This is a genomic window from Pseudomonas khorasanensis (assembly GCF_014268505.2).
Classification (GTDB): Bacteria; Pseudomonadota; Gammaproteobacteria; order Pseudomonadales; family Pseudomonadaceae; genus Aquipseudomonas; species Aquipseudomonas khorasanensis.
In genome coordinates, this window is the sequence record NZ_JABWQP020000008.1 from 75,796 (window position 1) to 99,893 (window position 24,098).

The window sequence follows — 24,098 nt, forward strand, 5'->3', positions numbered from 1 at the left end:
CAAGACTTTCGCGCTTGGTGGCTCCCGATTTCAAATGTATCTTTTTTCTGTCATATAGGCGGGAGGGGCCCAGTTAGGGCCTTTTATTGCCAGGCCGTTTTCCCCGTTAGCAAGCACACCAGCGTTGAAAAGTCGCGTATAGGCGTTTTCAAGCGCACCATATTCCTTGAGAAGTTCGCGATTGTGAATTCTTATCATCATGTCTAGATGCGGCGTTGCTTTAATTAGCGCAAACACGGTGACGATATCATCTAGAGGTTCATTTTTAACAATCATCTCGATGGTGCTCATTGCCACATCTCCTTTAACAGTTTTTGATAATTACGTTCTTCCTGCTCGAGTGCGGCACTCAGTGCTTCGGGGGTATGTAGAAGAGTGGGGTCGTCTTTACTTTTATTGGTGGGGTCGCTGCCATAAAAGCTGTGAGACAGACTTGTCTGATGTTGCAGTTCTCCACCCAGGCGCTGGATTAGTTTGTTGCGTATTCCAATCTCGCGAAGTATCGCGGCGGCGGGGGGGAGTGGATGAGTCGATTCTTCCTGACGTGTTGCGGCTAACTGCGTTTCAATTGTCTGGGGAATATTCGCTGTACTGGCCTGGAATTCTCTTTCCAGAGTCCCGATGTGGCTTTGCAAAATCGGTTGATAGCGAGCGGAATTGCGAGTGGTACTAAAAGTGCCGTTATAGCGGTAGCTGTTTATTGAAGGTCTTGCGGGAATAATGTGATCGGGCGCGATACCTTTCGTGTGAACAGGTTCGGTTAACTCCCACGGAGGAGGTCTTTGCATATTCATATCCTTTTGAATGTGCTTGTAAGTCGCTGAAGGCGCAAGAACCAATCGCGGTCAAGTGTGTAGTAAGTGAATGTTTTATGCGTTTCAAGTTACAACAAAGCGAGGGGTAATGAATCTGAGAAGGCTGTGAGTAGCAGGGCGTTTGATTGAAAGGTCTTTCGCAGACTTTCAACGGCGAGCGCAGAATTCTTTCTCGGGAAAGGAAATATCCGATAGCGGTCTCGGAAACCGTCGTAGGAGTAAACTTAAGATAATTTCAACAGCCATAAAAAAGGCCGCTGCAAACGCAGCGGCCAAGGTAAGACGTTGGATCAAGGAGCTACAAATCAACGTCAGTGAACACCGGGCGATAAACCGAACACGTCGATCTATCCAAAACTTTAGCCAATCGCTCCTGTACTCAGCGCAGCGGGCCTTGTGCTTTGCGCATGTTTCCGGAAAGCACGTGCAGGATAAGGGTTTGAACGTGTAGGAAAAATACCGTTTCGAGACATGCACTGTTACGGGGCGCGCAACAGTCGCGTGCCGATGCGTTGCGCTGATGATTCGTCATCCAGCCAATCCATGGATGGCTCAAAGCCCCGCCAGATAAGGTCATTCATCCTTTCGAGCGACAATGCGAATACCTCCTTGGTGCGCTTATCGAGCGCATCGCCCGGCAGTAGGGTGGGGCCTTCTGTCACTCACCGGGGAAGACGCATGACAAAAACAACAATGCGCGCCATCTTCACACCGCAGGCGCTCGCCGCCGCGGTCGCTTTGGGTAGCTGCGTCGAGGCGCATGCGGTTGCCTTCAACATTGGCGAAATCGAAGGCACGTTCGATTCGTCACTGTCGGTCGGTGCAAGTTGGGGCATGCGCGATGCCGACAATTCGCTGGTCAGCACAGTCAATGGTGGCAGCGGGCAGTCCTCGACCGGTGATGACGGGCGCCTGAATTTCAAGAAAGGTGAAACCTTCTCGAAAATCGTCAAGGGCATTCATGACCTTGAACTGAAGTACGGCGATACCGGTGTGTTCGTGCGCGGCAAATACTGGTACGACTTCGAACTCAAGGATGAAGACCGCGAGTTCAAGCAGATCAGCGACAGTGGCCGCAAGGAAGGTGCGAAATCTTCCGGCGCGCAGATTCTCGATGCCTTCGTCTATCACAACTACGCCATCGCCGATTTGCCCGGCACCGTGCGGGCGGGCAAGCAGGTGGTGAGTTGGGGCGAGAGCACCTTCATCGGCAACTCGATCAACAGCATCAACCCGATCGACGTGTCAGCGTTTCGCCGCCCCGGTGCGGAGATCAAGGAAGGCCTGATCCCGGTGAACATGCTGTTCGGCTCCCAGAGCCTGACCGACAAATTCTCGGTCGAAGGTTTTTACCAACTGGAGTGGGACCAGACCGTCCTCGACAACTGCGGCACCTTTTTCGGCGTCGATGTGGCGGCCGACGGCTGCAATAACGGCTACACCGTCGGCAGTCCGGCAGTCGCGCCTCTGGTGCCGCTGACCACAGCGTTCGGCCAGGGTATTCAAGTGACGCGCGAAGGTGTGGTCGTCCCGCGTGGCGGTGACCGCGATGCGCGGGACTCGGGGCAGTGGGGCACTGCGCTGCGCTGGCTCGGCGAAGACACCGAATACGGCCTCTACTTCATGAATTATCACAGCCGCACGCCGACGGTCGGCACCACCACAGCGGGGCTGTCGACGCTGGCGGCGTTGCCCGGCATGGTCGGTATCGCCAACGGCCTGGCGCCCGGCAGCGGCGCGGGGCTGGCGCAAAGCGTGATGCTGGGACGCGGTCAGTATTACCTCGAATACCCGGAGGACATCCGCCTGTACGGCGCCAGTTTCTCCACCACGCTGCCAACCGGCACCGCGTGGACCGGCGAGATCAGCTACCGCCCCAACGCGCCGGTGCAAGTCAACACCAACGACCTGACCCTGGCGCTGGTCAACCCGATTGCCGGCGGCACCGCGTCGCCGCTCGCGACATCGCCGGGTGCGGATAACAAAGGCTACCGGCGCAAGGAAGTCACACAAATCCAGAGCACCCTCACGCACTTCTTCGATCAAGTGCTGGGCGCCGAACGCCTGACCGTGGTCGGTGAAGCCGCCGTGGTGCGGGTCGGTGGCCTGGAGTCGCGCAGCCAGCTGCGTTATGGCCGCGACTCGGTCTACGGCCAGTACGGTTTCGGCGGTGACACCGACGGTTTCGTCACCTCGACCTCGTGGGGTTATCGCGCCAGGGCGATTCTTGATTACGCCAACGTGATCGGCGGGGTCAACCTCAAGCCCAACCTGTCGTGGTCGCACGACGTCGCCGGTTACGGTCCCAACGGCCTGTTCAACGAGGGCGCCAAAGCCATCAGCGTCGGCGTTGATGCCGACTACCGCAACACCTACACCGCAAGCCTCAGCTACACCGACTTTTTTGGTGGCGATTACAACGTCCTCGAAGACCGTGACTTCGTGGCCCTGAGCTTCGGCGTGAACTTCTGATCTGCCCGAGAAGGATGACTGCAATGCGCAAAATGATTCTGCAATGTGGCGTGCTGGCCTTGAGTCTGCTGGCGGCCAACGTGATGGCGGCGGTGTCGCCGGACGAGGCGAATAAACTGGGCACCAGCCTGACTCCGCTGGGTGCCGAGAAGGCCGGCAACGCCGATGGCTCGATTCCGGCGTGGAGCGGCGGCATCCCCAAAAACGCCGGTGCAGTGGACAGCAAGGGTTTTCTGGCCGACCCGTTTGCCAATGAAAAACCGCTGTTCACCATCACGGCGGCGAATGTCGAGCAGTACAAAAGCAAGCTGTCCGAGGGCCAGGTGGCGATGTTCAAACGCTACCCGGAAACCTACAGGATCCCGGTGTATCCGACCCACCGCACGGTGGCGGCGCCGCCGGAAATCTACGAGTCGGCCAAGCGCAGCGCGCTCAACGTCAACAGCATCAACGACGGTAACGGCCTGGCCAATTTCACCGGCAATCGCTACTACGCCTTTCCGATTCCCAAGAACGGTGTCGAGGTGCTGTGGAATCACATCACCCGTTATCACGGTGGCAACCTGCGCCGGACCATCATCCAGGTCACGCCGCAGACCAACGGCAGCTACACGCCGATCCGCTTCGAAGAAGAGGTCGCCGTGCCGCAACTGATGAAAGAAATCGACCCGGAAAAAGCGGCCAACGTGCTGACGTTTTTCAAGCAGTCGGTGACGGCGCCAGCGCGACTGGCCGGCAACGTGCTGCTGGTGCACGAGACGCTTGATCAGGTGAAGGAACCGCGCCTGGCGTGGATTTACAACGCCGGTCAGCGCCGGGTTCGACGTGCCCCGCAAGTGGCGTACGACGGCCCAGGCACGGCGGCCGACGGTTTGCGTACTTCCGACAACTTCGACATGTTCTCCGGTGCCCCGGATCGCTACGACTGGAAACTGGTCGGCAAGAAAGAAATGTACATTCCGTACAACAGCTACAAACTCGATTCGCCGAAACTCAAGTACGACGATATCGTCAAAGCGGGGCACATCAATCAGGACCTGACCCGTTATGAACTGCACCGCGTGTGGGAAGTGATCGGCACGGTCAAACCGAACGAGCGCCACATCTACGCCAAACGCCACATGTACATCGATGAGGACAGCTGGCAAGTGGCACTGGCCGATCACTACGACGGTCGCGGGCAACTGTGGCGGGTCGCCGAAGGTCACGCTCAGTATTACTACGATCACCAGACTCAGGCCTACACGCTCGAAGCCCTCTACGACATCATTGCCGGCCGCTACCTTGCCTTGGGCATGAAGAACGAGGAGAAGCACAGCTTCCAGTTCGGCTTCGAAGCCAAGGCCGCCGATTACACGCCATCGGCCCTGCGTGCCGAGGGTGTGCGGTAACTGTTCTGTCACGTAGCTGGACAAAAGGCGACCGCACGGTCGCCTTTTTTATGGCCGTCAATCAGCGTGCTGAATACTTATCAACAAGTACGCGGGAGAGGGCTAGGGTGAGCGCACAACGATAAGAAGGCTCAGCCAATGACCGCCATGACCCCGTGCCTGGATCGACCCGGATTTTTGCCGCGGCTTTCTTCGCATCATCAGCCTCGCAGTCGCTTGAGCGCACCGCTGCTGGCGTCGACGGCGCGTGTCAGGCTGGTGTGTGCCCCCGCAGGCAGTGGCAAAACCGCTTTGCTCACCGAGTGCCTGCTTCAGGTGCCTGCAGACTGCGACACGATCTGGTTGCCGCTGGCGGGAGCCGCACTCAGCGGCGAGGAATTTTGCCTGCGTCTGACCCGCGCACTGGGCCTGGTCGAAGGCCTTGGCGAGACGGGCTTAATGGCGGCGCTGGCGCGTTGGTCCAGGCCCACTTCGCTGTTTATCGACGATTACAGCCGTCTGCCTGACGCAGCTCTGGATGCTTTGCTCGATCGTTTGCTGGCGGTCAGCAGCCTGGCGCTCACATGGTGGATCAGCACTCGTCGCCGGCCACAGTGCAACTGGCCGCGCCTGTTGCTTGATGATGAACTCTACGAGCCCGAGCGCGCCAGCCTGGCGCTGACCCACGATGAGGTTGTTTCGGCGTTGCGTCATTTGCCGCCAGACCAGGCAGACCGTGTCGCCGGCCGCATTATCCAGCGTACCGGTGGGTGGTGCGCGGGTGCGCGCATGGCGCTCCTGCAAAAGTGCGACTGGTCGCAAAATCTGCTGGCGCAGCAGCGTGTCGACACCCTGCTCGATTATCTGCAGCACGAACTGTTCAGCAGCCTGACGCCAGAGCAGGACGAGGCATGGCGCGTTCTGGCCCACCTGCCACGGTTCAACGCGCAATTATGCGAGCATCTGTTTGGCGCCGGCGAGGGCGCCCGGCTTCTGCATGATCTGCAAGTGCTGGGCTGCTTTATCGAGCCATGGCAGGAGTCCGCCGATTGGCTGCAGATCTTGCGGCCGTTGTCGCGCATCATGCAGCAGTCACATTGGCCGTGCGCGCGCTCCTGGCATCGGCGCGCCTGCCAATGGTTCACCACGGCGCAGGATTGGCGAGCTGCGTTCGAGCAGGCGTTGTTGGCCGAAGAATACGAAACCGCCGTGAGCCTGTTGCAGCATTTAAGCTTCGAGGACTTGTTTGAAGATCAGACGGTCGTCCTGTTGTTGCGCTTGCATGAGCAGCAAAGCCAGGAGCTGACCCTGATGACGCCCCAGTTGATCGGGTTGATGACGGCCGCACTGCTTTTTGCCGGACGATTCGAACAGGCCGCGCAATGCATGGCCCATTTCTCCCGCTTCATGCCGCAGCCGACAGCGCACCTGGAGCAGCAACTCCTTGCGCGTTGGCAGGCGCAACAAGGTTGGCTCTGCCACCTGCAAGGGCAGATGGAGCCAGCGCACGTCTGTTTTCAGGCTGCGTTGACTGCGCTGGCTGCCGATGCCTGGCAGGAGCGTTTGTTGTGCCTGTCGGGGCTGACTCAGCAGGCGTTACTGTGCGGTGAACTCGACCAGGCCCATGCCATCAACCGCGAGGCCCTGTGCCTGGCGCGCGCTCATGGCTCCTTGCTGTTCGAAGGCGTGCTTGAGCTTGATCACGCGCAATGGCTCGAGCAGCGAGGGGCGCCCGCGCGTGCTGAAGGTCGGTTGGCGGACATTGAGCATCTGCTGCGCCAGCGCACCATCGCGCCCACGCCGCTGCTGGGCCGAATTGCATTGCGGCGAGGACGGCTGGCGCTGTGCATGGGGCTTGAAGAGCAGGCGGCGGATCTTTTCAACCGGGGTCTTGAAGACTGTCTGCGCAGCGAAGACAAGCAGGTCTTGTATGGCTATCTGGGGCAGGCGCAACTGGCCGGCAATCGAGGCGATTATGCCTGCGCATTCGAGCGCTTGCGCGAGGCTGAAAGGATCATGCAGCAGCGGCAGATTCCCGATACGGTCTATCGCGGCGTCGTGCTGCAGGTCAGCAGCCAGTTCTGGTTGCAGCAGGGCCGACCGCAACTGGCACATGAAACGCTGGGCAGGCTGTTACGACATTATCGTGGCCCGTCTGCTTTGCAGGCGCCTCCTGCGACGTTCGAACTGATTACTCGCATCGAATATCTGTTGGCCTGTGCGCATGCACAATTGAACCCCGATGAAAACTGTCTGCCAGCCCTTGAACAATTGTTGCAGCAGGCCCAGACCAAAGGCCTGCTTACGGCGCAAACGGAGTTGCTGCTGGCCTTCGCGCAACTGGCCGAAGCGAATGGCGACAGTGTGGCAGCGCAGCAAGCGTTCCAGCGAGCCGGGATGCTGGTGGAACGCTGCCAGTTGCAGCAAGCCTTGCGCGAGTGGGCGTTACGCCGAGGCAGCGCCTGCGCAGTGTCTGGCACGCAGGTTCCTGCGTTGCAATGCGACAACGGTGATCATGCGCCGGGCCTCAGTCGGCGGGAACGCGAAGTGCTGACGTTGATTGCTCAAGGTGCTTCTAATCAGCAAGTTGCCGAAAAATTGTTCATTTCGCTGCATACCGTGAAAACTCACGCAAGACGAATCAACGGGAAGTTGGACGTGAAGCGCAGAACCCAGGCCGTGGCAAAAGCAAAGTCGATGGGGATACTGGTTTAGTCATTGCTGACGATTGCGGGTATTTCATACCCCATCCGCCAGCTCACGGCCCGCGTCGCCGCCAGCAGTCGCTGCGCCGCCGGGCCATCCTCGTCGGCGTGGAATAGTGAAGTCGGGCCGACGATGGTCAACACCGCAGCGATCTGCCCGACGGCATTGAACACTGGCGCAGAGAGCGCATCCACGCCCGGCATCAACAAACCATGGACATGATGCAGGCCGCGTTCGCGGATCTGTTCACACAATGTTGCGTAAGCTTTTTCGTCCTTGAGCGGATGGTCGGCGACGCAAATTTCCCGCTCGCGCAATTCATCGGTTTCGCGGTGTGGCAGATACGCGCTGAACACCAGTCCCGTTGACGAGCTGAGCAGCGGCAGCACCGATCCTAACTGCGTCACGACCGTCACCGCGCGCACCGCCGGTTCGATGTGCACCACGGTCGCGCCCTGATTGCCCCACACCGCGAGGAAGCAGGTTTCGTTGAGTTCGTCGCGCAGTTCCGACAGCGGCAGGGCGGCGACTTTCAGCACGTCCATACTGTTGAGCGCCGCCAGGCCCACGCGCAGCGCTTCACGACCGAGACCGTAGTGGTTGGTCGCAGCGTTTTGCTCGGCAAACCCTGAGGCAATCAACGCCTGCAAATAGCGGTGCACCTTGCTCGCCGGCATCTGCACGTGCTCGGCCAGACGCGACAGTGAGGTGGAGGGCGACAGCTCGGCCAACGCCTTGAGGATGTCGGTGCCGACTTCGGCGGAGCGGACTTTCTGTTTGCCGTTGCTGTCGCTGGTTTTTTCCATGGGGCTGGCGGTTCCGGTTCGAATGGGCGTCTTTATAGCTTGACGCTGGATAGCGAGCAAATTACGTTATGCGTAATCAGATTACGATAATAACAACCCCGGCGTGCCAGGACCTCTCAGGCAGAGCGATGGGCCATTGCCGACTCCCTGTTCAGGAGGCTCCATGAACCTCGATTCAACCGCGCAGGCCCTGGTTTACCAGTCTGGCTTCGGCAACGAATTCAGCACTGAAGCGTTGCCCGGCGCGCTGCCCGTTGGCCAGAACTCCCCGCAAAAAAACCCGTACGGCCTCTACACCGAATTGTTCTCCGGCACGGCGTTCACCATGGCCCGCAGTGAAGCGCGGCGCACCTGGATGTACCGGATTCAGCCGTCGGCCAATCATCCGGCATTCGTCAAACTGGAACGGCAACTGGCCGGCGGTCCGTTGGGCGAAGTGACCCCCAACCGGCTGCGCTGGAACGCGCTGGACATTCCCGCCGAGCCGACGGATTTCATCGATGGGCTGGTGAGCATGGCGGCCAACTCGGGCGCTGAGAAACCTTGCGGCATCAGCATTTACAACTACACCGCCAACCGTTCGATGGAGCGCGTGTTCTTCAATGCCGACGGCGAAATGCTGCTGGTGCCGCAACTCGGCCGCCTGCGCATCGCAACCGAGCTGGGTGTGCTGGACGTCGCGCCTTTGGAGATCGCCGTGCTGCCACGCGGTCTGAAGTTCCGCGTCGAATTGCTCGATTCGCAGGCACGGGGCTACATCGCCGAAAACCATGGCGCGCCGCTGCGCCTGCCGGACCTCGGGCCGATCGGCAGCAACGGCCTGGCCAATCCAAGGGATTTTCTCGCGCCGGTTGCCGCTTACGAAAACCTCCAGCAACCGACCACGCTGGTGCAGAAATTCCTTGGCCAGTTGTGGGCCACCGAACTTAATCATTCGCCGCTCAACGTGGTCGCCTGGCACGGCAATAACGTGCCGTATAAATATGATCTGCGTCGATTCAACACCATTGGCACCGTGAGCTTCGATCATCCCGATCCGTCGATTTTCACCGTATTGACCTCACCGACCAGCGTGCACGGTCTGGCCAATCTCGACTTCGTGATCTTCCCGCCGCGCTGGATGGTCGCCGAGAGCACCTTCCGGCCGCCGTGGTTTCACCGCAACCTGATGAACGAATTCATGGGCCTGATCCAGGGTGAATACGACGCCAAGGCCGAAGGCTTCGTGCCCGGCGGTGCCTCCCTGCACAGCTGCATGAGCGCCCACGGGCCGGACGGCGAGACCTGCACCAAAGCCATCAACGCCGAACTCAAGCCAACGAAAATCGATAACACCATGGCCTTCATGTTCGAAACCAGCCAGGTGCTGCGCCCGAGCCGCTTCGCCCTCGAATGCCCGCAACTGCAACCCAATTACGACGCCTGCTGGGCGACATTGCCCGCCACGTTCGACCCGACCCGGAGATAACCCATGACGCAGACTTCCATCACCCGCAGCTGGGTCGCTTCGGCCAACGGTCACGCCGACTTCCCCTTGCAAAACCTACCGCTTGGCGTGTTCAGCATCAACGATTCAGCGCCGCGCAGCGGTGTGGCTATCGGCGAATACATCTTCGATCTACAAGTCGCGCTTGATGCCGGGCTGTTTGACGGCGTCGCGCGCAATGCGGTCGAAGCGATGCGCGGCGGCCAGCTGAACGCATTCTTCGAACTGGGCCGCGAAGCCCGTGTCGCCTTGCGCGAGCGTTTGCTCGAACTCTTCAGCGAAGGCAGCATCCATCGCGGCAGCATCGAAGCCCAAGGCGCAACGCTGTTGCCGCTGGCTGCCGATTGCCAGATGCACCTGCCAGCGCGCATCAGCGATTACACCGACTTCTACGTCGGCATCGAGCATGCGCAGAACGTCGGCAAGCTCTTTCGCCCGGATAATCCGTTGCTGCCCAACTACAAGCACGTGCCGATCGGCTATCACGGTCGCGCGTCGACGGTGCGAGCATCCGGTACCGACGTGCGCCGTCCGAAAGGCCAGACCCTGCCGGCCGGCGCGAGCGAGCCGGTGTTTGGCCCTTGCGCACGCCTGGACTACGAACTGGAACTCGGCATCTGGATTGGCCAGGGCAACGAGATGGGCGAACCGATTGCCATCGGTGACGCTGCCGAACACATCGCCGGTTTCTGCCTGCTCAACGATTGGTCGGCTCGCGACATCCAGGCTTGGGAATACCAGCCGCTCGGCCCGTTTCTGTCGAAGAGTTTCATCACCAGCGTCTCGCCTTGGGTCGTCACGGCCGAAGCGCTGGCGCCATTCCGTACCGCGCAACCGGCGCGCCCTGAAGGCGATCCACAGCCGCTGCCGTATCTGTTCGATAAGCGCGATCAGGACGGCGGTGCCTTTGACATCGAACTGGAAGTGCTGCTGCTCACCGAAACCATGCGCGAACAGAATCTGCCGGCCCATCGCCTGACCCTGAGCAACACCCGTTACATGTACTGGACCGTCGCGCAAATGGTCGCGCACCACAGCGTCAACGGCTGCCAGCTGCAGGCCGGCGACCTGTTCGGTTCGGGCACCTTGTCCGGCCCGGAAAACGGCCAGTTCGGCAGCTTGCTGGAAATCACCGAGGGCGGTAAAAAGCCGATCGAGCTGGCCTCCGGCGAAGTGCGCAAATTCCTTGAGGACGGCGACGAAATCATCCTGCGCGCCCGCTGCGCCCGTGAGGGCTTTGCCTCGATCGGCTTCGGCGAATGTCGCGGCACAGTAGTCGCGGCGCGCTGAGGGGAGCAGCTCATGGATCTCTATACCTATTACCGTTCCACTTCGTCGTATCGGGTGCGCATTGCGCTGGCGTTGAAGGGGCTGGATTACCAGGCATTGCCGGTCAACCTGATCGCGCTGACCGGTGGCGAGCATCGGCAAGCGGCGTATCTGGCGATCAATCCGCAGGGCCGCGTGCCGGCCTTGCGCACCGATGAAGGGGCGTTACTGATTCAGTCACCGGCGATCATCGAGTACCTGGAGGAACGCTATCCACAGGTGCCGTTGCTGCCGGTTGATCTCGTGGCACGCGCTCAAGTGCGTGGTGTCGCGGCGGTTGTCGGTTGCGATGTGCATCCTCTGCACAACGTCAGCGTGCTTAATCGACTGCGCCAGTATGGGCATGACGAGGCACAGGTTGTGGAGTGGATCAGTCACTGGATCGCTCAAGGGCTGGCGACGGTTGAACAGTTGATCGGCGACAGCGGATTCTGTTTTGGTGAATGGCCGTGTGTGGCCGATGTGTACCTGATCCCGCAGTTGTACGCGGCTGAGCGCTTTGACGTCAGCCTCGACGGCTACCCGAAAATCCGCCGCGTCGCCGCGCTCGCCGCAGAGCACCCCGCGTTTATCAAGGCGCATCCGGCCAATCAGCCGGACACGCCGAGATGACCCAGTGGGAGTGAGCCTGCTCGCGAAGAACGATAACGCGGTCTGCCAGTCAGGCCGAGGCGTCTGCTTCGCGGGCAGGTTCGCTCCACATGGATTTATGTCGGGGCCCACAAAGTATTTCAGTGAACGACAGCGTCTGGCGGCAGGTGGCCGAGTCGTTCGGTCAGGCGCAAGCGCTGGATCGGGTCTTCGCTGAGCAACAGCGCATGCTCCAGATCAAAGCGTTCGGCGTTCGGGCAATCCAGCCGCTGGTACAGGCTCGCCCGCGCCATGTAATCGGCGGCCTTGGCGCCACCCAGCTCGAGCACCCGTTCAGCGTCGATCAGCGCGGCGATGTAGTCGTCGTGAGTCAGGTGCAATTGGCGCAAGTTGCGTGACAGACGCTGGAGCATCTGCACGGGCGTCGCGGTCAGCAGATGTTCGGCGCTGAGCTTCATGTTCGGCCCATACTGGCGCTGCAACAATTCGCGGCAGTCATTGGGGTAAAGACGCCGCCCGCCGCAAGGGTCGAGCAAGTGATCGGCGCCAGGCACGCGGAGCAGGAAATGCCCCGGAAAATTTACGCCGACCAATGGAATCTCCAGGCCGTGCGCCAATTCCAGTGCGATCAGCGCCAGCGCCAATGGCTGACCGCGTTGGGTCTGCAACACGCGATGCAGCAACGCAGCTTGTGGGCGCAGCGGCAAAAAATCGTCCTGAGCGAAGCCCAGATCGACCATGCGTCGCAACAGCGGTTGCGCCAGTTCGCTGACCGGCAGCATCGGCAAGCCGTAGCTGACCCGTTGCTGCAGGTCGTTGAAGGTGCGCAGCAACGCCTCGGGCGCGAGGGTTTTGTCGTGCTCGGCGCTTATCCACAGCGCAGCTTCCAGCAGGGCTGGCGGTGAACGGTGCAGGCACTCAAAAAAATGTTGGCGCGGACTCATCGACATCTTCCTCCAATGCCTCGTTTTAGCCCCGTCCGGGATATTCGTCCAGTAGCTGACGCAGGGGATGGAATATATCGGCAAGTCGTTGTCCGCTCGGCGGCTTATTCCGGCGCGCGCCAGCAATTTTCAGGGGCAAGCCTATACTGGCGTTCTACAAGAAGTGATTCGGGAGCCCGTCGATGTTCGCTCTCATGCAAAGCACTCGCCTGGAATCGCTGCACCTGAGCGTTGACCCGGTTACCGGGTTGAAGGCGGTCATTGCCATTCATAACAGCCGTCTCGGGCCAGCCCTGGGCGGATGCCGTTATCTTGCCTATCCCAACGACGAATCCGCTGTCGAGGATGCCATTCGCCTGGCGCAAAACATGAGCTACAAAGCGGCGCTGGCCGGTCTTGCGCAGGGCGGCGGCGTTGCGGTGATCGTGCGTCCGGCCCATGTCGAAAATCGCGGCGCGTTGTTCGAAGCCTTAGGTCGTTGCATTGAACAACTCGACGGCCGCTACATTACCGCCATCGACAGCGGTACGTCTGTGGCGGACATGGACTGCATCGCTCAGCAGACCCAGCATGTCACCAGCACCACCTCGGCGGGTGACCCGGCGCCGCACGCGGCTATGGGGGTGTTCACCGGCATTCGCGCGACAGCGATGGCACGACTGGGAAGCGACAACCTCGAGGGGCTGCGCATTGCGATCCAGGGGCTTGGCAATGTCGGTTACGCGCTGGCCGAGCAACTGCACGCTGCGGGCGCCGAACTGCTGGTCAGTGACATCGACCACGGCAAAGTGCAACTGGCGATGGAACAACTCAATGCCCACCCGATCGCCAACGACGCATTGCTCAGCACGCCCTGCGATATTCTCGCGCCGTGCGGATTGGGCGGGGTGCTCAACAGTCACTCGGTCGCCCAGCTGCGCTGTTCGGCAGTGGCCGGTTCGGCGAACAATCAATTGAGCCATCTGGATGTCGCCGATCAACTGGAGCGGCGCGGCATTCTTTATGCGCCGGATTACGTGATCAATGCTGGCGGACTGATCTACGTTTCGCTGAAGCACCGTGGCGAAGAGTTGCCGACGATTACTGCGCACCTGTCGAAAATCAGTTCACGGCTGACCGAAGTATTTGCCCACGCGCAGGCGGAAAAACGTTCACCGGCGCGGGTGGCGGATGAATTGGCAGAGAAAGTTTTGTATCGGTAAATGTCATGCATCAAAAAGGCCCTGAGCCTACGACTCAGGGCCTGTTCAATTCGGGCTTCGATTACTTCGCTGCCTTCGCCGCTTTGACCGGTTTCACCGGCGCCTCTGCAGGCTCAGCCTCATCAGCCTTCTCGACCGGCTCGGCCGGTGCGTTGATCAGCTCTGACAGTGCATCAGGCTGGCTCTTGAATGCCCGGGCGAACACATCGCGATTCTTCGCCATGTAGATCCCGGCTTCTTCTACTTGCTGTTCGGTCAGGGACGGAACGGCTTTTTGCAGCACATCGGCCAGATATTCGGCCAGTTCGAGCATTTTGTCATGACGATCAGCTTCGGCTTTATCCATGAACAAGCGCTCCAGATCTCGGCTGCTGCGGTATACCACTTCGACGGCCATTCACCACCTCACATGCCTTCACATTAAGTTGTCTCGACGACTACTGTATCCATATACAGCGAAAAGGATAAGCGAATCCTTGCGCGATGGGTAGTGGCTTTTCAATGTAGACCGGATTTGGGGTTTGTCAGGGCCCGCGCTGCTGCCAGTGATCGCAGGTGCGACCCCTATTGGCGAGCAGGCTCGCTCCCACAAAAAGCATGATGGTGCGACCAAACGCCACGGCGCGGGTTTTGCGGCGGATTGCCATGATGCGTGGCCCTGAACCTGCATGAAGATATTCTGCAAAAGGGCGCGTGCGGGAAACCGTCACGTCCAACACGCATCATCCGCCCGAAACGGGCTAAGGAACATCATCGTGAAAATCAACTGGGCCGAGAAACTGCGGCGAAACGTGCATCAACTGGCCGAGTCCCTGGGCAACCTGTTCGTCGAGACCTTTCACTACCTGGCGCTGTTCGCCATCGGTGCGGTGACGGCGTGGGCGGCGGTGATGGAGTTTCTCGGAATGCTCGAGGTCGGGCACATCAAGATCGATGACATTCTGCTGCTGTTCATCTATCTGGAACTGGGGGCAATGGTCGGGATTTATTTCAAGACCAACCACATGCCGGTGCGCTTCCTGATCTACGTGGCAATCACCGCGCTGACGCGGTTGCTGATCTCCAATGTCTCGCACCACAACCCGCCAGACATGGGCATCATCTATCTGTGCGGCGGCATTCTGTTGCTCGCGTTCGCCATTCTGGTGGTGCGATACGCTTCGTCGCAATTCCCGTCAGTGAAGATCGAGAACCCGCAGCGCAAGCTCGGTACGGGTTCCAGTGAACATCCTGAAGTGGAGAAGGGCGAGCTCTAAAGGCCCGCCGTCTGGCCGGGCGGGTTTTGGACGCGTGGCGGTGGCGGGGTGAGCCCGGCGCCGCTGGTCATGGCTTCGAGGATCGACATGGCGCTGTGGCCCTGTTCGATGGCGATGCCGAATTGAATGCTTTGCACCAGCCGTTTCAAACGCTCGGGATCGTTGCGCTGTTCGGCGCTGATCATGCGTTTGGCCACGACACGGCCAGCGTTGGACAGGGTCAGCATGATGCTGCCGTCCAGGCCCTGAATGCTCAAATTGATCTGATAGTCCGGCGCGAAGGCATCGGTAATGATCTGAAACGGGTTGTCCATGATGCGTCACCGCCTGATTGAACGTGCAGTTGTTGACCGGCCATGATCTGATTTGGTTCGCCATACCAGACCACTGGCATCTCGTTCGCTGAGGTTTGCAATTTCCTTTTGCCTCAAGGGGGACGTAGCAAGGGGCATGCCGGAAAAATTGTCGAACAATGAACGCGGCGATGAAAAAGGCGAGCCAGGGCGCTCGCCTTTTTTTATGGCGCGTTTTCAGGGCAGGAATGAATAGATGATCGCTGACAGTGCAATCAGTCCGATCAGCACCACGAACACGTTGGACGCCTGGCCTGAATACTGGCGCAAGGCTGGCACGCGGCGGATGGCGTACATCGGCATCAGGAACAACAAACAGGCAATCACCGGGCCGCCGAGGGTTTCGATCATGCCCAGGATGCTTGGGTTGAAGGTCGCGACCGCCCAGCAACTGAGGATCATGAACAGCGCGGTGACCTTGTTCAGCCAGTTCGCCGAAACCACCCGGCCACGGCTGCGCAGGCTTTTGACGATGATGCCCTGAAAGCCTTCACTGGCACCGATGTAGTGGCCGAGGAAGGATTTGGTGATTGCCACGAGCGCAATCAGCGGTGCGGCGTAAGCGATGACCGGGGTCTGGAAGTGGTTGGCCAGATACGAAAGGATCGAAATGTTCTGTGCCTTGGCTGCGGCCAGGTCCGCCGGTGACAGCGCCAGTACGCAGCTGAAACAGAAAAACATCACCGTCACGACCATCATTGCGTGGGCCATGGCGAGAATGCCGCTGCTCTTGCGTTCGGCCTGCTCGCCATAGCGTTGTTTCTGCTCGACGGCGAAGGCGGAAATGATGGGCGAGTGGTTGAACGAGAACACCATGACGGGGATCGCCAGCCACAGGGTATTGAAGAATGCCGAGGCGGGCATAGCCTCTTGGGCGCTGGCGAAGAACGCGCCGTTCCAGTTGGGGATCAGGCTGATTGCGAGCAGCAGCAACGCGGCGACAAACGGATAGACCAGCACGCTCATGGCTTTGACGATGACGCTTTGACCGCAGCGGACAATCGCCATCAAGCCGAGGATCAGTCCCAGGGACAAAATCGCCCTGGGCGGCGGTGCGATGTGCAATTGGTGTTCGAGGAAGCTGCTCAGGGTATTGGTCAACGCCACGCTGTAGACCAGAAGGATGGGGAAGATCGCGAAGAAATACAGCAGCGTGATCAGCTTGCCAGCGCCGATGCCGAAGTGCTCCTCGACTACTTCGGTGATGTTCCCGGAGCGCCCGGACAACACAAACCGGGTCAGGCCACGGTGGGCGAAAAATGTCATCGGGAAGGCCAGCACGGCCAGTATCAGCAGTGGCCAGAAACCGCCGACACCAGCGTTGATGGGCAGGAACAGGGTGCCGGCACCAATCGCTGTGCCGTAAAGGCCCAGCATCCAGGTGGTGTCGAATTTACTCCAGCCCTTGTGGGCTGTTTCTGCGTTGCGTGTCAGGTCTACAGCGGGATTTTCGGCAGCAGGTGTACGTACATCGGTCATCGTTTTTGCCTCGTTATTATTCTTGCTCGGGCTCACGTGTTACGGGCGGCAGGGGAGGCTGCTCAGCACTCCACCCAGTTCACGGCCAGGCCGCCCCGTGAAGTTTCTTTGTATTTGTCATGCATGTCGGCGCCGGTGTCGCGCATGGTGCGGATCACCCGGTCGAGGGAAATGAAGTGATTGCCGTCGCCACGCAGGGCCATTTGCGTGGCATTGATCGCCTTCACCGCAGCGATCGCGTTGCGTTCGATGCACGGCACTTGCACCAGGCCGCCGACCGGATCGCAGGTCAGGCCGAGGTTATGTTCCAGGCCGATTTCGGCGGCGTTCTCCAGTTGCTCGGGAGTCGCGCCGAGCACATCGGCCAGGCCTGCCGCTGCCATCGCACACGCTGAGCCGACTTCGCCCTGGCAGCCAACTTCGGCGCCGGAGATCGAGGCATTTTTCTTACACAGAATGCCGACGGCGGCTGCGCCCAGAAAGAATGCGACGACGTCATCGTCAGACGCCTCCGGATTGAATTTCATGTAGTAGTGCAGAACGGCCGGGATGATCCCGGCGGCGCCGTTGGTGGGTGCCGTGACCATGCGCCCCCCAGCGGCGTTTTCTTCGTTGACGGCAAGCGCGAACAGGTTGACCCACTCCATCGCCGACAGGGTTGAACTGATCACATTCGGTTTGCCTATTTCCAGCAGGCTGCGGTGCAGTTTCGCCGCGCGACGCGGGACGTTCAGGCCGCCGGGCAGGATGCCTTCGTGGCGCAGGCCTTGCTCGACGCACTCACGCATCACTGACCAGATGTGCAAAAGGCCCTGGCGGATTTCGGCGTCGCTGCGCCATGCGCGTTCGTTGGCCATCATCAGTTCGGACACGCGCAGGTTGTGTTTTTTGCACAAGGCCAGAAGCTCGGCAGCGCTGGAAAAATCGTACGGCAGGACCACGTCACTGGCCGGCGCCACGCCAGACTCGGCTTCCGCCGCTTCGATAATGAAACCGCCGCCCACCGAGTAGTACGTTTGCTCGAACAGCTCGCCGGTTTCGCCGAAGGCTGTCAGCGACATGGCATTGGGGTGGTAGGGCAGGCTCTCGTCGAGCAGCAGCAAATCGCTTGCCCAGTTGAAGGCGATCGAGCTCTGGCCGGCCAGGGACAGTTGCCCGGTTTCGCGCAATTGCTCGATGCGTGGATCGATAGTCGACGGATCGATGCTGTCCGGCCATTCACTCATCAGGCCCATGACTGTGGCGCGGTCGGTGGCGTGGCCGACACCGGTGGCTGACAGCGAGCCGTACAGGCGGATCTCGACGCGTACCACATTGTCGAGCAAATGCTGGTCGATCAGAGCCTGGGCAAACGTGGCCGCCGCGCGCATCGGACCGACGGTATGCGAGCTGGACGGGCCGATGCCGACTTTGAACAGATCGAAAACACTGATAGCCATGCTAAACCCTTACAAGCGATGGAGTAGGAATCGCTGCCATTTTTTGTAGGACAAGCGCAATGTCGGCGATACTGCCTGCCTCGGTCCGACGTGACCAACGAAACTTCCTAAGACAGCCTTTAGCAGGACTAAACAATGAGTCGTCAATTGCATGCCCAGACGTACGTCTGGCTGCAGGTGTTTGCCTGCGCCGCGCGGCACCTGTCGTTCACCCGCTGCGCAGAAGAACTGCACATCACTCCGGGCGCGGTCAGCCAGCAGATTCGCCAGTTGGAAGAACGCCTCGGCTTCCGTCTTTTTCATCGCCGCGCACGCGGTGTGGAGTTGAGTGCGGAAGGGCAGCGGTTGGCAATTACCGTCAACGAAGCCTACGGCAGCATCGATGCCGAACTGCGTCGTCTGGACGCGGGAATGATCAGCGGGATTTTGCGGCTGCGTTCGATTCCTTCATTCCTCAGCAAGTGGCTGACCCCGCGCTTGCCGCGCCTGCAACAACGCTACCCGGACATCCAGTTGCGGCTGGTGGCGGAGGACAGCAGCGTGCCCTTGCACGAAGGAGACTTCGATCTGGCGATCGACTTGAACGATGGCAGTTACCCCGGATTGTTATCCACAGCCTTGCTCGACGAGCAGATTTTTCCGGTGTGCGCGCCAAGCCTGTTGCGCGGTCGGCCGCCGCTGCACGGGCCGGCGGATCTGGTGCATTTTCCACTGTTGCACGACATCACCGCCTGGCGCGGCAGTTACGAATACGCGGAATGGGAATTTTATTTGAATGCGATCGGCTTCGAAGGCGCCGATGTCCGACGCGGGCATACCTTCAATCGCAATCACCTGACCATCGAAGCAGCGATTGCCGGCATGGGCGTGGCGATTGCGCGGCGCACGCTGCTCAACGATGAGCTTGAGCGCGGCACCCTGATCGTGCCATTCGGCCTGTCAGTGCCCAATCACAAACGCTACGTGTTGCTGTATTCGCCGGGGGCATTGAGCCATCCGGGCGTACGCGCCGTGCATGACTGGCTGGTGGAAGAGGCGGGGATATTTCGTAGCCTGCACCCGCTGAATGATGGGCAATTGTGAGCGGATTTTGCAAACAGGCGAGGCGACCCAACTCCCGACCTTACCAGCGCTTCGCTCGGTTGTCCGGCTTTTTTTGCGAATGAATATTTATCTTTTTTCGGGGGTTGAAATGTTCGGTCGCCGGGCCGATTGTTGTAACCAGGAGGTCAGGAATTCTGTCTGCGACCTCTGACGAGCTAGCTGAAATAAGGGATGAACTATGCAAATCCAAGTCAACAGCAATAACCATATTCAAAGCAGTAAGCGACTGGAGGAGTGGGTACGTACAACTATTGAGAGCACGCTCGAACGTTATGAAGAAGACCTGACCCGTGTCGAAGTCCACCTCAGCGACGAGAACGGCGAGAAGCCAGGTCCCCATGACATGCGCTGCCAGCTGGAAGCGCGGCCAAAAGGCCACCAACCGATTTCCGTGACCCACAAAGCCGACTCGCTGGAACAGGCGATCGACGGTGCGGCGGAAAAACTGGAGCACAAGCTGGAGCATCTCTTCGGCAAACTGCGCGGCAAACCACGCGCCGCCATTGTGCCCTTTACCGGTAAAGCCAACGACTCGTTGCTGGAGGAAGAATTTCTCGAGAATGAACAGGCGGCGATCAACAGTTGATGCGTTGATCCTTTAATTCACCAATGGGAACGGGCCTGCTGAAGCAGGCCCGTTTTTTTGTTTGTGGTGTTGGTTGTTTCCCGGCAGGTTTTCAGAGCATAGCCCCTCACCCCAGCCCTCTCCCGAGGGAGAGGGGGCCGACCGAGTTGTCTGAAGAAGCACGTCGACCTGAAAGTTCGAGTCGATTATGGATTCCGTAGAACACTTTCAGGTGGATGTAATTATCAAGCATCCCCCAATCAGTCCCCTCTCCCTCCGGGAGAGGGTTAGGGTGAGGGGCTTTTGACTTTCAAAGGGGAGGCGTCAGAACGCGACCGACGTCTGCACATAAACCGTGCGCGGCTCGCCCACGTACTTGCCCTTGTTGTTGTCATCAAACGAGCGAGTGAAGTACTGGGTGTTGAAGATGTTCTTCACCCCCATCGCCACGTTCAAATCCGACAACTGCGGCCCGAAGTCATACCCCGCACGGCTGCTGAAGAGCATGTAACCCGGGATCTTGCCGGTGCTGCCATCAGCGCTTTCCTTTGACGTATTGGCGTTGTCGGCGAACTGGTCGCTCTGGAAACTGCTGTCCAGATTGAGCTTCCACGGGCCTTCGGTATAGCCGACGCCTAGCGTGCCCTTGTGTTTCGAGGAGAACGGCACGCGGTTTCCCTTGTTCGGCCCGTCTTCGCGAATGGTCGCATCGACATAGGCGTACGAGGCGTACACATCGAAACCGGCCAGCGCCGGGCTCAAGTCATCCAGTGCGTAGTTGACGCTGGTCTCGATGCCCTGATGGCGGGTTTCGCCTCGGGCGATCACCGAATCGTTGGTCTGGTTGCTTTCGTACTGGTTGTCGAAGTTGATCAGGAACGCGCCGATTTCCGCGCGCAATGCACCGTTGTCGTAACGTGTGCCGACTTCCCAGGTGCGCGCCTTCTCCGGTTTCACTTCGCCGCTGGTCACGCGGTTGGGCATCTGGCTGTACTGCACGCTGCCGAACGAGCCCTCGGTGTTGGCGTACAGATTCCAGCTATCGGTCAGGTGGTAAAGCACGTTCAGCGCCGGCAGTGCGGTGTTGTAATCACCCTTGTATTTGACGTTGGTCAGATTGTTGGTCTGTTGCGACTCGATCATCTCGTAGCGCACGCCCGGGGTGATGGTCCATTTGCCAATGTCGATGCGGTCGTCGACGAAGAACGCATTCGCCTCGGTACCGCCACGTGTGTCGCGGTCGTTGCGGCTGTTGGTAGTCGGGTATTCGTTACTGGCGATGGGGGTGCGATAGCGCAGTTCATGGCCGGCCTCGTTGATGTAACGGTAGCCGACGCCGACTTCGTGGCTGGTCGGGCCGAGGTCGAAGCCCTGGGCGAAACGGGTTTCCAGCCCGCGCACCCAATACTCGCGCGGCGACAGCGAGAGAAAGGTGCCCTGATCCAGATAACCGCTGCGCAGGGTTTTGGTGAAGAAAGTGTTGGCGGTGAATTCGCGGCGATCTTCCTGATAGCGATAGCCGAAGTTGAACATCGTGCGGCGTCCCCAGAATTGGTCTTTGGGGCGCGTTGACTGATAAGGGTCAGCATCGTAATCGGCAACGTTCAGACCGCCGGGCATGTCGGCCTTGCCTTCGTAATACTGGGCCATGGCGTTGAAGCTGTTGGCCTCGTCGAGCTGGTATTTGCCCTTGAGGATCAGGTCGTCGATTTCGGTATCGCTGTGTTCACGCCAGTCGCCGCCGCGCGTGCCGGAGTACAGCAACGCGCCGCCCATACCGTTGGCGTTGGTGCCGCCGGCCAACAGGTTGGCGCTGGTCTTGAAGCCGTCGTGGCTCGATGACGGGCTGGTTTCCGTCTGGAAACCGCCCTTGACCGTTGGCTCGTCGGGGATCGCACGGGTCACGAAATTGACCACACCGCCGACGTTCTGCGGGCCATAACGCACCGCCCCACCGCCGCGCACCACGTCCACGGCGTCCATGTTGCCCATGCTGATCGGCGCGAACGACAACTGCGGCTGACCGTAAGGCGCGAAAGGCACCGGGATGCCGTCCATCAAAACCGTCGAGCGGGCGGCCAGGCGCGGATTCAAACCGCGAATGCCGAAGTTCAGCGCCATGTCATGACTGCCAGTGCCGTTGTTCTCGGGCGCATTAACGCCAGGGATGCGGTTGAGCACGTCGCGGGCCTGAGTCGCGCCCTGACGCTCGAATGCTTCGCGACGGATCACATCGCGTGCGCCGGGGTGTTCGAAGACGTTGATCTGCGCCGCATCGCCAAGCCAATCGCCGACCACCGTCGAGGTGTCCAACTCAAGTGCCGCATCATCCACCGGTTGCAGGCTGAACGCATTGTTGCCTTCGGCGCGGGCCTGCAGGCCGGTGCCTTCGAGCAGGGCATTGAGGCCCTGTTCTGGCGTGTAATTGCCTTCCAGGCCTCGGCTTTGCACGCCGCCGGTGACTTGCGAACCGAATGAAATCAGCACGCCGGCTTCACGGCCGAACTGGTTCAGTGCGGTTTCCAGCGACGCCGGGGCGATGTGGTAAGCCTTGGCGTCGGCGGCCAGCGCGGCGGGCAGGGCAGTGAGGCTCAGGCTAGCGCCGAGCACAAGGTTGCGCAGGCTGCGGGCCAGCGGCGTGAGGCGAGTGGGCTGCATGTCGGATGATCCTGAGAAGGTGGAATCAAGGGGGCTTTCCTTCTCTGTCACGCCAGATCTGAAAAACGGCTCATTTATTTTGCGTTCTTTTTAAGCCCGGGCTTCGACGCTCACCCAATAACGCGTAAACCGCTTCACTCTGACCGGCAGACTGATTTGCAGCAGGTCGAGAATCCGCTCGCTGTCATCCAGTGGATACGTTCCGGAAATCAGCAGGTCGGCGACGGCGCTGTCGCAACTCAACTGGCCGCGACGGTAGCGCCCAAGCTCTTCGAGAAAGTCGCCCAGGCGCATGTGCGCGGCCACCAGCATGCCGTCCGTCCAGGCGCCGCTGTTGGCGTCCAATGGCTTGGCCTCGCTGACGGAGCTTGCGGTGAAACTCAGCTGACGCGCAGCGGGCAGCAGCATCGGCGCGCGGTAATTGGCGGTCAGTTCGACCCGCCCTTCAAACAGTGCAACCTGCGTTCGATCGGCGAACTGGCGCACATTGAGGCGTGCGCCTTGAGTCTTCAGTGTGCCTTGCGCCGTTCGTATGACGAAAGGATTTGCAGCGCTCAGGAGTGCCTCGCCTTCCAGCAGACGAATCAGCCGTTGCGCGCCATCGACATCGGCAGCGCTGGCGGTGTTGAGTTGCAACGAATCGACGCCGCCCAGCGAAACCTTGCGTCGTTGCCCGACCGGCGTGCGGTAATCGGCGAGCAGCGACGGCAGCGGCGTGTGCTCGCGCAGGCCCCAGGTCAGCGCCGAACCGGCGCCCAGAATCAGCAACAGTTTCAGCGCCTGCCGACGGCTGTCGGACTTCGGCCCGTTCAGTGCCGCATGGGCCAAAGGCGAAGACACGCCGCGCAGGCGCTGGTTGACCCGTTGCATGTGTTCCCACGCCCGGCGATGTTCGGTGTGCGCGTCCAGCCATTGCTGCCAGGCAATTTGCTGGCGCGGGGAAAGCGTGCCTTGCTGCATTTCCAGCAACCAATGCACAGCCTGTTCGGCAACGTGTGAGGAAAAATCCGGCGTGCGGTTCATAGCGCGAAGTAGCAGCGCATCGCCGCTTTGTTCAGATGGCGTTTGACCGTGGCCACGGAAATACCCAGTTCTGCAGCGATCTGTGGATAAGTCAGGCCATCGACCTGTGCGAGCAGGAAGGCGCCTTTGACCTGACGCGGCAAACCATCGAGCAGTTCATCAAGCTCCGTGAGCGTCTGCAAGATGATCGCTTTGTGTTCTTCCGACGGAGCGACCATCTCGGGCATTTGCGCCAGCGTGTCGAGGTAGGCGCGCTCCAGATCCTGTCGCCGGTAATGATTGAACAACACGCGCTTGGCAAGGGTGGTGAGAAAAGCGCGTGGTTCGATGATTACCGTTGGCTCACGGGCGGTCAGGACCTTGATGAACGTGTCCTGAGCCAGATCCGCCGCGCTGTCCGGGCAGCCGAGTTTGCGCCGCAGCCAACCGGTGAGCCAGCTGTGATGGGCCTGGTAGAGCGAGTCGACGGAATGGGCGGGCGGCAACGATAAGACTCCGGA

20 protein-coding genes and 1 pseudogene are annotated in these 24,098 nt (G+C 60.0%); 10 read left to right on the forward strand and 11 right to left on the reverse strand.

Annotation, left to right across the window (positions count from 1 at the left end):
- Positions 1-30: 30 nt before the first annotated feature.
- Together HU727_RS17385 and HU727_RS17390 are read right to left on the reverse strand one after the other, a co-directional pair.
- Positions 31-291, reverse strand: coding sequence for a hypothetical protein (locus tag HU727_RS17385; RefSeq protein WP_186532755.1), 261 nt, complete (start codon positions 289-291; stop codon positions 31-33).
- Positions 288-788, reverse strand: coding sequence for a hypothetical protein (locus HU727_RS17390; RefSeq protein WP_186532756.1), 501 nt, complete (start codon positions 786-788; stop codon positions 288-290). Before HU727_RS17390 ends, HU727_RS17385 begins: the two co-directional genes overlap by 4 nt.
- Before the next feature lie 705 nt (positions 789-1,493).
- On the opposite strand from HU727_RS17390, the gene HU727_RS17395 reads away from it, so the two are divergent.
- The 3 genes from HU727_RS17395 (at position 1,494) to HU727_RS17405 (ending at position 7,372) form a co-directional block, all read left to right on the forward strand.
- Positions 1,494-3,287, forward strand: coding sequence for a DUF1302 domain-containing protein (locus HU727_RS17395; RefSeq protein WP_186532757.1), 1,794 nt, complete (start codon positions 1,494-1,496; stop codon positions 3,285-3,287).
- 23 nt (positions 3,288-3,310) lie between these two features.
- Positions 3,311-4,678, forward strand: coding sequence for a DUF1329 domain-containing protein (locus HU727_RS17400; RefSeq protein WP_186532758.1), 1,368 nt, complete (start codon positions 3,311-3,313; stop codon positions 4,676-4,678).
- Positions 4,679-4,816: 138 nt separating this feature from the next.
- Positions 4,817-7,372, forward strand: coding sequence for a helix-turn-helix transcriptional regulator (locus HU727_RS17405; RefSeq protein WP_186532759.1), 2,556 nt, complete (start codon positions 4,817-4,819; stop codon positions 7,370-7,372).
- Here HU727_RS17405 and HU727_RS17410 read toward each other — a convergent pair.
- Positions 7,369-8,169 carry an IclR family transcriptional regulator gene (locus tag HU727_RS17410; protein ID WP_186532760.1) on the reverse strand — a complete coding sequence of 267 codons (801 nt, stop codon included), beginning with the start codon at positions 8,167-8,169 and terminating at the stop codon, positions 7,369-7,371. The genes HU727_RS17405 and HU727_RS17410 overlap by 4 nt on opposite strands.
- Before the next feature lie 163 nt (positions 8,170-8,332).
- On the opposite strand from HU727_RS17410, the gene hmgA reads away from it, so the two are divergent.
- The 3 genes from hmgA to maiA are packed head-to-tail and all read left to right on the forward strand — an operon-like array spanning position 8,333 to position 11,596.
- Entirely contained in the window at positions 8,333-9,637 is a 1,305-nt protein-coding gene (gene hmgA / locus HU727_RS17415; RefSeq protein ID WP_186532761.1) for a homogentisate 1,2-dioxygenase, read from the forward strand.
- A 3-nt stretch (positions 9,638-9,640) separates the two neighbouring features.
- Entirely contained in the window at positions 9,641-10,945 is a 1,305-nt protein-coding gene (fahA, locus tag HU727_RS17420) for a fumarylacetoacetase (RefSeq protein ID WP_186532762.1), read from the forward strand.
- A 12-nt stretch (positions 10,946-10,957) separates the two neighbouring features.
- The gene (maiA, locus tag HU727_RS17425; protein WP_186532763.1) at positions 10,958-11,596 is read left to right on the forward strand and encodes a maleylacetoacetate isomerase; all 639 of its coding nucleotides are present in this window, start codon (positions 10,958-10,960) and stop codon (positions 11,594-11,596) included.
- 119 nt (positions 11,597-11,715) lie between these two features.
- Here maiA and HU727_RS17430 read toward each other — a convergent pair whose 3' ends face one another.
- Positions 11,716-12,519, reverse strand: a complete 804-nt coding sequence (locus HU727_RS17430) for a SirB1 family protein (RefSeq protein ID WP_186532764.1) — start codon at positions 12,517-12,519, stop codon at positions 11,716-11,718.
- A 182-nt stretch (positions 12,520-12,701) separates the two neighbouring features.
- Between HU727_RS17430 and HU727_RS17435 the strand changes: the two genes are divergently transcribed.
- Positions 12,702-13,721, forward strand: coding sequence for a Glu/Leu/Phe/Val dehydrogenase family protein (locus HU727_RS17435; protein WP_186532765.1), 1,020 nt, complete (start codon positions 12,702-12,704; stop codon positions 13,719-13,721).
- A gap of 142 nt (positions 13,722-13,863) precedes the next feature.
- On the opposite strand, the pseudogene HU727_RS17440 reads toward HU727_RS17435, so the two are convergent.
- Positions 13,864-14,118: pseudogene (locus HU727_RS17440) on the reverse strand (YebG family protein); the annotation flags it as partial.
- A gap of 358 nt (positions 14,119-14,476) precedes the next feature.
- Here HU727_RS17440 and HU727_RS17445 point away from each other — a divergent pair.
- Positions 14,477-14,977 (forward strand): phosphate-starvation-inducible protein PsiE, encoded by a 501-nt coding sequence (locus HU727_RS17445; RefSeq protein ID WP_039759287.1) that lies wholly within the window; start codon positions 14,477-14,479, stop codon positions 14,975-14,977.
- On the opposite strand, the gene HU727_RS17450 is transcribed toward HU727_RS17445, so the two are convergent.
- The 3 genes from HU727_RS17450 to HU727_RS17460 form a co-directional block, all read right to left on the reverse strand.
- Positions 14,974-15,291: a DUF3509 domain-containing protein gene (locus HU727_RS17450; protein WP_186532767.1), complete on the reverse strand. Its 318-nt coding sequence runs from the start codon at positions 15,289-15,291 to the stop codon at positions 14,974-14,976. The genes HU727_RS17445 and HU727_RS17450 overlap by 4 nt on opposite strands.
- Positions 15,292-15,507: 216 nt before the next feature.
- On the reverse strand, positions 15,508-16,809 hold the full coding sequence (locus tag HU727_RS17455; protein ID WP_186532768.1) for a serine/threonine transporter: 1,302 nt from the start codon (positions 16,807-16,809) through the stop codon (positions 15,508-15,510).
- Between the two features lie 62 nt (positions 16,810-16,871).
- Complete coding sequence (locus tag HU727_RS17460) at positions 16,872-18,248, reverse strand: L-serine ammonia-lyase (RefSeq protein WP_186532769.1); 1,377 nt, start codon at positions 18,246-18,248, stop codon at positions 16,872-16,874.
- A 135-nt stretch (positions 18,249-18,383) separates the two neighbouring features.
- Between HU727_RS17460 and HU727_RS17465 the strand changes: the two genes are divergently transcribed.
- Positions 18,384-19,331, forward strand: a complete 948-nt coding sequence (locus HU727_RS17465) for a LysR substrate-binding domain-containing protein (RefSeq protein ID WP_186532770.1) — start codon at positions 18,384-18,386, stop codon at positions 19,329-19,331.
- Between the two features lie 199 nt (positions 19,332-19,530).
- Complete coding sequence (locus HU727_RS17470) at positions 19,531-19,938, forward strand: HPF/RaiA family ribosome-associated protein (protein ID WP_186532771.1); 408 nt, start codon at positions 19,531-19,533, stop codon at positions 19,936-19,938.
- A 303-nt stretch (positions 19,939-20,241) separates the two neighbouring features.
- Here the strand turns inward: HU727_RS17470 and fecA are convergent, their stop codons facing one another.
- The 3 genes from fecA to HU727_RS17485 all read right to left on the reverse strand — a co-directional run bounded on the left by fecA (position 20,242) and on the right by HU727_RS17485 (position 24,083).
- Positions 20,242-22,575, reverse strand: a complete 2,334-nt coding sequence (fecA, locus tag HU727_RS17475; RefSeq protein ID WP_186532772.1) for a TonB-dependent Fe(3+) dicitrate receptor FecA — start codon at positions 22,573-22,575, stop codon at positions 20,242-20,244.
- A gap of 90 nt (positions 22,576-22,665) precedes the next feature.
- Positions 22,666-23,598, reverse strand: a complete 933-nt coding sequence (locus HU727_RS17480; protein WP_186532773.1) for a DUF4880 domain-containing protein — start codon at positions 23,596-23,598, stop codon at positions 22,666-22,668.
- Positions 23,595-24,083 carry a sigma-70 family RNA polymerase sigma factor gene (locus HU727_RS17485; RefSeq protein ID WP_186532774.1) on the reverse strand — a complete coding sequence of 163 codons (489 nt, stop codon included), beginning with the start codon at positions 24,081-24,083 and terminating at the stop codon, positions 23,595-23,597. Before HU727_RS17485 ends, HU727_RS17480 begins: the two co-directional genes overlap by 4 nt.
- Positions 24,084-24,098 lie beyond the last annotated feature (15 nt).